Genomic DNA, 12,298 nt, shown 5'->3' with positions numbered 1-12,298 from the left:
AGGGGGATTTAGGGGGATCTAAACCGTTTCGTTACCAGCAAGAGAACTTCTCAAACATCCTCTTAAGCCAAGTCCAGCTAGAGAGGTGGAGTTTTCCTATAAGAGAAACTACACCTCTGGATTTGGACAAGGTTTAAGTTCTAAAACAAATTCTTTTCAAGGGTGCATAGAATTAAGAAGCATCCTTACCCCCTGCCAATCAGAGAGGGCTGAGTACCTCAACTATTAGCTTGTAATGGGTTGCGCTAACCCATGCAAGCGCAAAATCAGCATGAATAAAGTTTTCATGCCTATAAAATAGGCATCAATATAATGATTTGGCGGATGACGGGCTCCCCATTTTGTGCTAAATCCTGTGGGCAATGTCAGGTTGGGATCTAAGCTAGGGAAATCTTACAGAGTAGAGATGGCTTAGCCAGACATATCGTAATTTCGGTCAAGATAGCAATGAACCCAAACTTTAATTAGGTATTCATGGACTCGAAAGCACTTCTCATTGTTGATGATCAGCCTCTTTCCTTACGGCAGTGTCTAAGATACCTGCAGACAACTGGCAAACTGCAAGGCTTTATCGGCGATATTCTGCGGCAATATGTTCTGGAACGGGAAATAGAAACCCGCACCGATCTGGATGTGCCCTCAGCTCTGGTGGAGCAAGCCGTCGTGGATTTTCGTTTGCAAAATCAACTCACGGATGCTAAAGCCTTTCAAGATTGGCTGATCCGCAACGGAACGAATTATGAACTCTTTCACAACCAAATTACCAACAGCTTTAAGCTAGAAAAGCTGAAAGCGCAGATTGTGGAAGCCCGCTTGCAGGAGTATTTTATTGAGCGAAAGCTAGTTCTTGATCGAGTGGTTATCTCCCGAATCGTGGTTGACAGTAGGGAACTGGCGGAAGAACTGCATAGCCAGATTTCTGAAGGAGCCAGTTTTGAGCAGTTAGCTCGAGAGTATTCCAAAGCTGACGAACGAATTGCTAATGGCATGATGGGAGCCGTTAGTCGGGGTACCATGCCAGATGTCTTGCGAGCCGCGATCGATTCTGCAAATCCCGGTGGTTTAGTCGGGCCAATGCAAATTGAGAATTACTGGGCCATCTTCCGCGTAGAGCAATTCATTCCCGCTACGTTGGAGGATAATCAGTTGAAGCAGGCTCTGCAGAATGAATTGTTTGAACGTTGGATAGCAGAAAAAATTCAGGCGATGACCGTTAAATTGCAGGTGAATGAATAAACTTTAATCAGGCAATGCTTTTCCCCTGGAAAATCTCTAAATCCAAGCTGGCCCCCAGGCTCTGACCATTCAGCATTATTAGGAAGCCCAATGATCGCCAACGACCTTGCCACTGATTTACCATGGAACATTCCTCCACTTAGCCTGCTAAACCCAGAACAACAAGTGCAGTTCAAGCAACAGGCTGAAATTCGTCGATTTAGCCTGGGAGAAATGATCTGGGCTACGGATCAACCGGGAATGCAGGCAATGGTCATGGTCGGAAAAGTCCGGTTGGTACCTGAAGAAGGACAATCTGTCATCCTTAAATCTGGCGATTGGCTGGGAGATTTGCTGCATCTTCCTGGGTTCTGGAAGGCGAGAGCAGCAGACAAGGATGTGGTGGTCGTCGTTTGGCGATCGCACCTGTGGACAGCCATCTCATCGACCGAACTCGAACGATTTTGGACGGCGCAACGGTTGCGCTGCCTTCCCAAAACGGCTGATACTCCTCAACCAGTTACTGGGTTCCCCTTTGTCGCTGGCGTAAATACAGGAGCGGCCTGCTTAACCATGGTGGCCAATCATCTCCAGAATTCTACTCAGTTGGAATGGGTACAGCGCCAACTCCGAAGCCAGAGCTCGTCCGATGTGATGGAAGCAGCAGAGAAAGTAGGTCTTCAGTTACGTCACGTCAAAATCGATTGGTCGGAATTGCGCCTTCTGGGACTTCCGGCTCTGATGTTGTGGCAGGATACTGAGGATAGTTCTCAAGCAAGACCAGTGGGAAATGGTACTCGTACTTCACGACACTGGGTTGTTGTCTATGCCGTCAAGGGCGATCGGCTGATCATCGCGGATCCCCTGAATCCCAATCAAACCTGTGAAAGTGTTCCCAGGGCCATAGTAGAAGCCGGTTGGGATGGTCAATTGTGGCAGGCCGAAACGATTCAGAAACAGGATCGGTTCAGTCTCGCCTGGTTCTTACCTGCTGTCTGGAAATACCGCCTCCTGCTGAGTGAAGTTTTACTGGCTTCCTTTACCCTGCAAGTGTTGGGATTGGCCAGCCCCATCATCACTCAAGTGGTGATTGATAAAGTGATGGTTCAGGGTAGCCTCTCAACTCTAGATGTGATGGCTTTTGCACTGCTAGCAGTCGCCTTCTTCGAGGCCATTCTGGGAACTCTGCGCCTCTTCATCTTTACCCATACCGCTCGGCGTTTGGATCTGAGTCTATCGGCTCAACTCTTTCGGCATCTGATGCGGTTGCCTCTGTCCTACTTTGAGTCCCGCCGAGTAGGAGATACCGTTGCCCGTGTTCAGGAATTGGAAAACATTCGCCAGTTTCTCACAGGTACGGCGATAACCGTTGTTCTAGACGCCATCTTTGCGGTTGTCTACTTGACGATCATGTTTTACTACAGCGTTCCATTGACCTGGGTTGCTTTGGCGGTGCTACCTTTGTTTGCCTTGCTTACCCTGATCGCTACTCCTATTCTGCGAGGCTGGCTGAATGAAACCTTCAACCGGAGTGCGGATAGCCAATCCTTCTTAGTTGAAACAGTAACGGGCATTCATTCAGTCAAAGCCCATACCGCAGAGCAAGTTTCACGAGAACGCTGGGAAGGCTTGTTTGCCCGATTTGTTCGCACTGGCTTCAAAGCTTCTACCACCTCAAATATCAGTAACAATATCGCCGATTTTCTGACGCATCTTTCTTCCCTGATTATTCTTTGGTTTGGAGCGAAACTTGTCATTGAACAGAAGCTCACGATCGGTCAACTAATCGCCTTCCAGATGTTATCCAGTCGGATGACTGGGCCGCTCTTGCGCCTGATTCAACTTTGGCAAAACTTGCAACAGGTGCTATTGTCTGTCGATCGCATTGGGGATATTTTGAACACGGCTCCCGAAGCTGAAGCAGGCAGCGGCTTGGTATTACCCCCCTTGCGAGGACAAATTGAGTTTGATCAGGTTTTCTTCCGCTATCACCCCCAACAGGAACCCGTGTTACGAGGCATATCGTTCTCCGTTGAACCAGGGATGCTAGTGGGTGTTGTAGGACGTAGTGGCTCTGGAAAAAGTACCCTATCTAAACTGATTCAACGCTTGTATCCCGTGGAATCTGGTCGCATCCTCATTGATGGGTTTGATATCAAGAGTGCTGATTTGGCTTCCCTCAGGCAACAAATTGGGGTTGTTTTGCAAGAAGACTTTATGTTTAACGGCACCATCTTTGACAACATCAGTCTTGGCCATCCTGATGCCACGGCTGAAAAAGTGGTTGAAGCTGCTCGCTTGGCGGCTGCTCATGATTTTATTAGTGAACTCCCTCATGGCTACGAAACCAACATTGGAGAGCGGGGTACAGCCCTCTCTGGTGGCCAACGGCAACGCCTAGCGCTGTCTCGCCTATTTCTTTCTCAAGCTCCAATTTTATTACTGGACGAGGCCACCAGTGCTCTGGATAGTGAGACAGAACAGCAAGTTCTGCAAAGCTTGCAAAGAGTTTCAAAAGATCGAACGGTATTCCTGATTGCCCACCGCTTTGCTCCTTTAAAGAAAGCGGATCTGATTGTTGTGCTGGAAAAAGGAGTGTTAGTGGAAAAGGGAACTCACGATGAATTGCTCCGTAGTAAGGGATTATACTACTCGCTTTATCAGCGCCAGCAAGCAGCCGTGTAATCGACAGTAAAACTACTTGGAGTACCCGTCACTAGGCAAATCATTTGCAAAAGTTCAATAAATTTACCGCTCCCTGCTTGGAAATCAGATCAACTGGGGAAACCTATTAGGGCGAATGTAGAGGGTTTAACAATGGCTGACAATGGTATTTTCGATAACACAGCTTTAGGTACTCAGCGCATTATTAATGCAACTGCAGGCATTCAAATATTTTCCAATAGTGGCACAGATAATAGTTTTTCGCTGGGGCCAGGGGACACAGATGACTACTACAAACTGACGGTGAGCCGCAGTAGCAACGTCATTATCAAACTGAACTCTAGTGGCGGTAATGCAAGTGTTTCTTTGCTGACCTCTGCAGGTGACCCAAATACTACGGTTGTGCCCAGCAGCAACAACCCGAATTCGCTAGCGGATGCGATCGTGACCGACCCAGCAGCACCTCTACAAGTAGGAGAGACTTACTATATTAGGGTCTTTGCCAATAATCCCGCTACCACCATCAACTACACCTTATCAGTTGAAACCATTCCCACAACCCGTGCTGACATCCTATGGCGCAATTATGGTTCCCCGGCCCAGGGTGGGGGATTAACCGGTATTTGGTATATGGATGGTACCCAAGTTGTTAGGACAAGCCTTCTTAACCCCGGTTATGTTGATACATCCTGGTTTCTCTACGGGATCGGGAACTTCGACGGAACTGGCAACCCCAACTACATCTGGCGGCATGCATCTACAGGCACCAATGGTATTTGGTTGATGGATTCCACAGGCGCTTCTCTACAAAGTAGCGTGTATTTACCTGCGTTCTTGAGCAACGGATGGTACCCCGGTGGGATAGCAGATTTTAATAACGATGGTCAACAAGATATTTTGTGGACAAATGCGCTGGACGGTACCCAGGTCGGCTTATGGTTTATGAATGGAACCAGCGTTGTCTCATTCCAAGCCATTGACTCAATGGGAGATCCGAACTGGCTGATTGAAGCGGTAGCTGACTTTAATGCGGATGGTAAGCCCGATCTCTGGTATCGGAATTTTGCAACCGGAGAAAACTTGATCTGGTTGATGAATGGAGTACAGTATCAAAGCCTGGTCAGTCTGCCCTCTTTGGATCCTAATTTTGATGCGAGAGGAGCAGGTGACTTTAATGGAGATGGCAAGCCGGATGTAGTTTTCCGTAATAGGACTACTGGACAGGTTGATGTGTGGTTTATGAATGGAACCAGTTTTCTATCCTCTACCACCATTACTGCTGTCGACCCCATCTGGGATATTAGCGGAATTGTTACAACTTCCCAAAAGCTAGATCTAGCAGGTGATACTGCCAGCACAGCCTTTAATATTGGCAAGCTAGATGCAACCGCTAATTACAGTAATATCCTTGGCCCCTCTAATACCAACGATTACTACTCCTTCACTTTAGATGAACAGTCCGTGGTTTCTATCACCACAACAGGGACAGGTCTAGCTGCTGCCACACAGATCCAAATTGAAACGGCAGATGGTACAGTTTTGGGAACCTCTACCGCCAATGGTGCGGATGAACAAAAGATCACCTATCAAACGCTTGATCCCGGAACTTACTTTGTGCGTGTTATTTCGTCTGGATCAAGCTCCATCAAGTACAACATTAGCATTGGAGCAGCACCGCAATTGCCGGTAAACCTTTTCCTGCCAACCACTCCTGCACCGCTGCAATTACAAACACTGGCTGGAGCGACCATCACACCGACTACACCTGTCAGTGTCTTAACTCCCTATACCTTAAACGTCAATTACAACGTTGAATATACAGGTAGACCATTAAGTTCGTTCAAGTTAGCCTTTTTCCTGTCCCAAAATCCGGCTGGTACACCGAATGACTACCGCTTTGACTTAAATAATGATGGACTGCGCAACACCAACGACTTTATCACCATCACCAATCAACCTCCCGGTACGGTAGTTTCAGGAACAACCCAGCTAACCTTACCCAGCAAAGAGGATCCGTTCTGGGTTCAAGATGGGACTTACTACATTCGCATTGTCTTAGACCCAGAAAATGAAATTCCTGAGGCGGATTTGCAGGGTGTTCCCAAGGAAGATGATAATCAGACTTCTGTTGCCATCCAGGTACGCGATGCCAGATTACCGGATTTACGTCCCGACAACTTCACTGCCCCCACTGCAGGCACGAAGGGAGGCCAGATTACAGTTTCAGGCAATATCAGCAATATTGGAACGGCAGCCTCTGATACTCAAAATCCGCCTGGCACTACTTTTGAGGTTAAATTCTATCTATCCAAGGATAATCAACTTTCTGGAGCAGATTTCTTCTTAGGCAGTTCAACCTTGAGTCCGATCCTTGCTGGTGCTCAAACTCCCTTCAGCCAATCCGTTACCCTACCAACAAACTGGGGAGGCTATACTCAAGCTCCACTAGACAACAATTATTATCTGATTGTGATCGTGGACGAAGATCTGGAGTTGAATGAACTAACAGGTGGTATCGCAAACAATGTGACCAGCAAGCTGATCAGCATTGTTTAGGAATTATGCTTTTGCATTTGTGGGCCAGTCCAGACACTGTTCAGGACTTGCCCATAAATCAGGGGGCGATCGCCTGTAGTCCGCGTGGTTTGTCCATGCACGTCAACCGTCCAGTGAGGCCAATGCTCTTCTCCCAGGATACCGGCTCGGAACAATACTTGTTCAGGATAAAGCTGGCTCCAACCGAGCAAAACCGCGTTAGTATATTGGATCCGGGTAGGAGCTACAGTATAAACCTGATTCCCATTACGGTCTACAATTACAGCATAGTCAGAGGCAAGATCTGAGCCAAAGAGCGATTCAAATTCACGGGCTAATAGGCGATCGCCCGAAGCGGACCAGGAAACAGGAATCACCATAGAAATTCTTCCTAACAAATCTATCCCGGTATCCAGGAAAGGATTATCTGCCAGGGGAGCGGAGGGAGTAATCGCTTGTAAATCCCCTGTCCGCAAATTCTCTAGAAACAACACACTTGTCACGCAACTCTGAAAATATTTTGGCTCCACCCGAATCTGAATTCGACTGTAGGCCGCATAATCCTGATCTGGAGAGATCAAAGACTGACTGCGATAGTAATACAATCTAGAGAGACTGCCCGAACTACCAGCCGTTATCGTGGCCAGTACCCAACCCCAGGGGATTGGATGGGGGCTATCCAAAGGATCGATTTGCCTGGACTGGTAAGACATAAGGGAACCGGAAGACAAGAACCAATTAGATACAAAATGACCACCTGAAGTAATTTCGTTCAGGAAATGGGAAACACATCATTTTATTGACTAAAAATCAAAACGATTTTTAGGATTTGGGAGAAATTTTCTACAACCTATCCTGGCGGCTGAGCATCTGTACTTTCCGAAACTGTTTCAGAACGAGATACCCTGTCTGAATCTGAGGAAATAACCAGATAGGCTTTGGAGAAAACTTCAGCAGGAAAGCTTACCTCATGTATAGCAAGCATTATTGACGAATTACGATCTTGTGGCCTAAGTTTCCAAGAGATTTAAGCTTTAAAGACGCGAAAGCAAATTATCTGCTGCCGGTCAGCAAGCTAGCCATATTTAGTAAAGTAAAGCTTTTTAGTCTCAGAAGACACCAAGCGAGGGGAGTAGATGAAAATAGTATTCTTTGGCACGCCTGAGTTTGCTGTTCCCAGTCTTAGCAAACTGCTGGTTCATCCAGCTTTTCAGGTGCTGGCCGTGGTGACTCAACCCGATAAGCGCCGGGGTCGAGGTAACCAACTGATGCCTTCTCCCATTAAAGCTTTAGCCCTACAGCATCAATTGAGCGTCTGGCAACCCAAAAGTGTCAAGAAAGACGAGGAAGCATTAACAAAACTTCAGGAACTCCAGGCAGATGCTTTTGTCGTTGTGGCTTACGGTCAGATTTTGTCCCAATTCATTTTGGATATGCCACGTTTGGGATGTGTAAATGCTCACGGTTCTATCTTGCCTAAGTACCGAGGTGCTGCACCGATTCAATGGAGCATTTATCACGGTGAACAGGAAACGGGTATTACCACCATGTTAATGGATGCCGGAATGGATACTGGGCCAACGTTGCTGGAAGCTCGCACCCCGATTTTACTTCTAGAGAATTTTTATGATTTAGCAGGCCGTTTGGCAGAATTGGCGGCTGATTTATTAGTTGAAACGCTGCTGAAACTGGAGCAAGGAACGCTACAACCTGTCCCGCAAGACAATGCTGAGGCTACCTATGCCCCCCTGATTCGGAAAGTTGATTATGAGTTGAATTGGAGCCGTACCGCGATCGCTCTGCATAACCAAATTCGGGGATTTTATCCAAACTGTGTGACCCAATTTCGGGGAGAACCCTTAAAAATTAGGGCAACGGCTCCCTTAGGACCAACCTATTGGCCTCAGTTACCTGCAGAAATCAGCAGCTTAGCGACGGACTGGCAGAAATGGCAGGAGAAACCCGCTCAGCCCGGAGAAATTGTTGCGATCGCAAAAGGGGTAGGCCCGATTGTCCAAACTGGAAATGGCCTTTTGCTATTGCGTGAGGTGCAGCTTCCTGGCAAACGCCCTCAGTCAGGCATAGATTTTGCCAATGGCAACCGCTTGATGCTGGGAGAGCGATTGAATTACAGATAAAGCCTGTGAAAGTATGGAGTCTTAGTTAGAAGGAGAGAAGTATCGATACGGTATACGCTGCTTGTCTTAATACTTCTTTCATAAAATTAATCAGTATCTTTACGGCTTCTTCGCACAATTTGCTAGGGAGCACACCCAACAAACGATATAACAATTACATGAATTCCAGTCATTTCCTCCGGATTTTTTAGCGGAAGAACGAAGAGAGAATATCTTGTTGGATTACAGCCAGAGCATAGAGGTGACCACTGTTTGATCTATCTACAGGTTCTGTAGTTTTGAATGGAAAGTAGTTTTGAATGGAAAACTGTTAAAAACGGGCACACTACTAACGTCAGCATCGTTAGTCTGTTCTAAATTCCTAGAAAGAGATATCCATCTGTAAAAACAGTGGAAGTTCAATTCCAAGTACGAACTATTGTGCCTAGCCAACCAGACGTATGGGTGAGAGTGATTGATGACCAAAGCTCAATTCAATTCTGAGCCGGAGAGACCGGATCAAAAGTCCTCTTTAACCCTCAAACAGCGAGCCATCCGAGGGTCTTTATGGACATTATCTGGCCATGCCTCCAGCCAGCTTTTGCGATTGGTGAGCAATTTAATCCTGACCCGACTGTTGTTTCCAGAAGCATTTGGATTAATGGCTCTGGTACAAACCTTCATCATTGGCCTGGAAATGTTTTCCGATGTGGGTATTCGGCCCAGCATTATTCAAAATCACCGGGGCAAAGATCCAAACTTCCTCAATACAGCCTGGACTATCCAGGTCATGCGGGGATTTCTGCTATGGCTAGGCGCTTGTTTAATGGCAATTCCAGCAGCCAATTTCTTTAACCAACCCATGCTGGTGTATTTGTTGCCTGTAGTTGGCATAGGGTCAGCGATCGCAGGCTTCAACTCCACAAAACTTGCCACCGTGAACCGTGATTTAGACCTGGCGCGATTAACGATCCTCGAATTAGGGAGCCAGATCATCGGAATCGTTGTCATGGTGATTGCTTCTTGGCTGACTCGCTCTGTGTGGGGACTGGTAATCGGCGGATTAGTTGGGTCTTTCACCACGATGATCCTCAGCCATCTGGCTCTTCCTGGTCCCCGAAACTCCTTTCACTGGGATCGGGAATGTTTCCAGGAACTGCATCGCTTTGGTCGCTGGGTATTTATTAGCACTCTGTTGACCTTTTTGGCTGGACAGGGCGATCGCCTGCTCATCGCCCGGTTTTTAGATGTTCGTTTTCTGGGAATTTATACCGTGGCGCTTAGTTTATCCAGGGTCACCGCAGAAGTGATCAATATGGTAGGCGATCGCGTGTTGTTTCCTTCCTACGCCGAGATAATTCGTGAACGGCCCGACCGTTTATATCTGGTGCTACGCCAATCTCGACTGTTGCTGATTCTCATTAGTTGGGCCGGTTCCCTGTTTTTTATAGTATTTGGCAAAACTCTGATTGGTATTTTGTACGATGGACGCTACGCGGAGGCTGGATGGATTTTGCAGACCCTGGCGATCGGAGCTTTGGTGGCCCGTGTGGGCCACACTTACGACAATGTGTTGTTAGCCAAAGGTCATACTATGACGATCTCTGGCTTACTGGCAACTCAAACGGTAATTCAACTCAGTGCCATGATTTTAGGCAATTACTGGGCTGGGCCTCATGGAGTGATCATTGGCATTGCAGCAACAGGGTGGCTGATGTATCCCTTCATTGCTATCTGTCATGCTCGCCAATCTGTCTGGCAACCTGAGCTAGATTTGCCGCTTATTGCCGTCGCTATCGGCATTGCAGCTTTAGTCATGCCTCACTAGGTAAGTTCTTTATCGAATATTGATGTAAAGCTATGTCACTCTCACCTGTTGTTTCGGTATTAATTTCTGTTTTTAATGCTGAGCGATATTTAAGACCTGCTATAGACAGCATTTTGAATCAAAGTTTTCAGGATTTTGAGTTATTGCTACTGGATGATGGTTCAGTTGATGGTTCCTGGAAAATTTTGCAGGAATATGCTGGGAGGGACCCTCGAATTCGGATAACTCGTCGTGAAAATCGAGGTGTACCCAAATCTCGCAATGAACTGCTGGCCATGGCTAAGGGTGAATTTGTGGCAGTGATGGATGCAGATGACATTGCCCTGCCCGATCGCCTGACTCACCAGGTCGAATTTTTGCACCATCATCCTGAGGTAGTCTGTGTTGGGGGCAGCTACCAACTGATTGATGAAGCAGGTCGGTTGCTATTGAGCCGATTTGCTGTTCCGGAGACAGATGCTGAAGTTCAGGCTCAGTTATTGGCTGGATTTGGGGGAATGCACCATCCCTGTTTGCTGATCCGACGATCGGCCATGCTACAGGTTGGTGGCTATACCGAAACGATGATCACCGGATCTGACATTGATCTGTGTCTGAAACTAGGCGAGGTCGGTCAGCTCGTTAATTTGAGAGAGCCTGTGTTGCAATACCGGGTGCATAGCCAGTCTCTCACGGAACGTAATTATACCCGTCCTCGGGAAGAAGTTAGGGCGGCCTGTGAGCGGGCCTGGAAACGGCGGGGAATTACCGGTGAATTTAAGGCTGTAGGGCCACGTCGTCCCGGTAGCGATCGCCAATCTCAGGAAACCTATGCCCTACTCTATGGTTGGTGGGCCTTTAACAGTCGACAGCGAGGAACAGCGATTCATTATGGGTGGCGAGCAGTTCAGTTAGCACCGTTCAACCTTAAAGCCTGGAAATTGTTTGCCTGTGCTCTACTTAAACCCCTACCAGATGCAGAGGAGCAAACCATATGACCCCAATGCCCCGTGTGTCTGTTCTCATGCCCGTCTACAATGCACAACGCTATGTGGCTGAAGCGGTTGAAAGTATTCTGCAACAAAGTTTTGGTGATTTTGAGTTATTGATTACAGATGATGGTTCTTGCGATCGTTCCTTAAAAATTTTGCAATCCTATGCTTGTAAAGACTCCCGCATCCGGCTGCGGAGCCAGATCAATCGAGGATTAACCCGTACTCTCAATGCCATGATTCAGGATGCACGCGGCGAGTACATTGCGATCCTAGAACATGATGATGTGGCCCTCCCAAATCGATTAGCCGATGAATTAGCCTTTTTAGACCAGCATCCAGAAGTCGTTTGCGTCAGTGGAGCGCAGGACTTAATTGATGAGGCTGGACGTTTTCTTACCTGCTTGCAGTTACCTCAAACAAATGCCGAGATCCAACAGGCAGCTTTGGCTGGTCATGGCAGCATGTGCCATCCCGGTGTCATGATGCGGCGCTCTGCTCTTTTGCAAGTCGGTGGTTATAACGAAACAATGGGATTAGCCCACGATCTCGACCTATGGCTACGACTGGGTGAAATTGGGGAACTGGCAAACCTACCCCAACCTGTTGTCCGGTATCGCCTCCATAGTGCCTCCCTGAGTGAAAAATACTGTGGCAAACAGCGGCAGGAAGCGTATTTGGCGTGTGAGCAAGCCTGGAAGCGGCGCGGCATTGAGGGGCATTTTGAAGCCAAAGAACCCTGGAGACCCGGAAAAGACAGACGTTCTCGCCACAAGTTTATGCTGCAGTATGGTTGGTGGGCGTTTACCAATGGCCAAAAGCGAACTGCTTTGATTTATGGATTTCGTGCGATCTATGCATTACCATTTACTCCTGAAGGTTGGAAGTTGCTAATTACAGCGGCATTCAAAAGCGGTGCAGATTGTTTCCAGGCAAAACTCTAGTTTTGTACATTCACCTAGCACAAT

General features: G+C 47.5%; 8 protein-coding genes. 7 read left to right on the top strand and 1 reads right to left on the bottom strand.

The window, feature by feature from the left end; all coding sequences use genetic code 11:
• The first annotated feature begins 474 nt into the window (after nucleotides 1–474).
• The 3 genes from ACUVQO_RS00580 (at nucleotide 475) to ACUVQO_RS00570 (ending at nucleotide 6,435) form a co-directional block, all read left to right on the top strand.
• Nucleotides 475–1,236, top strand: a complete 762-nt coding sequence (locus ACUVQO_RS00580; protein ID WP_445923948.1) for a peptidylprolyl isomerase — start codon at nucleotides 475–477, stop codon at nucleotides 1,234–1,236.
• Between the two features lie 90 nt (nucleotides 1,237–1,326).
• Nucleotides 1,327–3,900 (top strand): peptidase domain-containing ABC transporter, encoded by a 2,574-nt coding sequence (locus ACUVQO_RS00575; protein ID WP_445923947.1) that lies wholly within the window; start codon nucleotides 1,327–1,329, stop codon nucleotides 3,898–3,900.
• 132 nt (nucleotides 3,901–4,032) lie between these two features.
• Nucleotides 4,033–6,435: an FG-GAP-like repeat-containing protein gene (locus ACUVQO_RS00570; RefSeq protein ID WP_445923946.1), complete on the top strand. Its 2,403-nt coding sequence runs from the start codon at nucleotides 4,033–4,035 to the stop codon at nucleotides 6,433–6,435.
• Here ACUVQO_RS00570 and ACUVQO_RS00565 read toward each other — a convergent pair.
• Entirely contained in the window at nucleotides 6,432–7,127 is a 696-nt protein-coding gene (locus ACUVQO_RS00565; protein WP_445923945.1) for a hypothetical protein, read from the bottom strand. The two genes, ACUVQO_RS00570 and ACUVQO_RS00565, sit on opposite strands and share 4 nt — an antisense overlap.
• A 423-nt stretch (nucleotides 7,128–7,550) precedes the next feature.
• Here ACUVQO_RS00565 and fmt point away from each other — a divergent pair, with 423 nt between their 5' ends.
• The 4 genes from fmt to ACUVQO_RS00545 all read left to right on the top strand — a co-directional run bounded on the left by fmt (nucleotide 7,551) and on the right by ACUVQO_RS00545 (nucleotide 12,274).
• Entirely contained in the window at nucleotides 7,551–8,552 is a 1,002-nt protein-coding gene (gene fmt / locus ACUVQO_RS00560; protein ID WP_445923944.1) for a methionyl-tRNA formyltransferase, read from the top strand.
• A gap of 457 nt (nucleotides 8,553–9,009) precedes the next feature.
• Nucleotides 9,010–10,359 (top strand): oligosaccharide flippase family protein, encoded by a 1,350-nt coding sequence (locus tag ACUVQO_RS00555; RefSeq protein WP_445923943.1) that lies wholly within the window; start codon nucleotides 9,010–9,012, stop codon nucleotides 10,357–10,359.
• Between the two features lie 32 nt (nucleotides 10,360–10,391).
• A complete protein-coding gene (locus tag ACUVQO_RS00550) occupies nucleotides 10,392–11,336 on the top strand; it encodes a glycosyltransferase family 2 protein (RefSeq protein ID WP_445923942.1) in 945 nt (314 codons plus the stop codon).
• On the top strand, nucleotides 11,333–12,274 hold the full coding sequence (locus ACUVQO_RS00545; RefSeq protein WP_445923941.1) for a glycosyltransferase family 2 protein: 942 nt from the start codon (nucleotides 11,333–11,335) through the stop codon (nucleotides 12,272–12,274). Before ACUVQO_RS00550 ends, ACUVQO_RS00545 begins: the two co-directional genes overlap by 4 nt.
• Nucleotides 12,275–12,298 lie beyond the last annotated feature (24 nt).

The organism is Leptodesmis sp. (assembly GCF_052746595.1).
Note: the sequence above shows the minus strand (reverse complement) of the source record. Positions and strands in the feature narration are given on the sequence as shown.